Source organism: Mesorhizobium salmacidum (SeqCode), from assembly GCF_037179605.1.
Classification (GTDB): Bacteria; Pseudomonadota; Alphaproteobacteria; order Rhizobiales; family Rhizobiaceae; genus Mesorhizobium; species Mesorhizobium salmacidum.
The window spans coordinates 1-585 of sequence record NZ_JAPYKS010000090.1 but is presented as its reverse complement, the minus strand read 5'-3'; the positions used below and the strand labels follow the sequence as shown (position 1 = coordinate 585).

General features: G+C 64.4%; 1 protein-coding gene and 1 pseudogene. Both read right to left on the bottom strand.

Annotation, left to right across the window (positions count from 1 at the left end; all coding sequences use genetic code 11):
- Window positions 1-488, bottom strand: a 488-nt coding sequence (locus tag O7A60_RS31770) for a thiolase family protein (protein ID WP_337109591.1), incomplete at its 3' end; no start/stop codon positions are given.
- A 1-nt stretch (window position 489) separates the two neighbouring features.
- Window positions 490-585 (bottom strand): annotated as a pseudogene (locus O7A60_RS31765) (CoA-transferase subunit beta); the annotation flags it as partial.

Below are 585 nucleotides of genomic sequence, written 5' to 3'. Positions count from 1 at the left end.
ATGGAATCGACGCCATACTGCTTCTTCATCAGCGGGTTGACGAAGCGCCAGCCGATGGTGGTGTCGTAAATTTCGGCATTGCGCGAGAAGGCAGCGTCGGCCTTGGGCATGACGAAAGGCGCACGGCTCATCGATTCCACCCCGCCCGCGATCATCAGCTCCGCTTCGCCCGCCTTGATGGCACGGGCGGCGATGGTCAGCGCGTCCATGCCCGAGCCGCACAGCCGGTTGACGGTCGAGCCGGGGACTTCCTGGGGCAGTCCTGCCAAAAGCAGCGCCATGCGCGCCACGTTGCGGTTGTCCTCACCGGCCTGGTTGGCGCAGCCATAGACGACGTCGTCGACCGCCTGCCAATCGATCCCGGGATTGCGCTCAAGCAAAGCCTTCAGCGGGATGGCGCCAAGGTCGTCAGTGCGTACCGAGGACAGCGAACCGCCGAAGCGGCCGATCGGCGTGCGGATGTAGTCGCAGATATAGGCCTCGGCCATGTCAGGCAGCCTTCCCTTTTCCGGTTCCTTCATGCGCCGCCTTGGTGCGGGCCTGCAGGTCGCGCAATGTCTTGAGTTCGAGTTCGCTTGGCGCCGG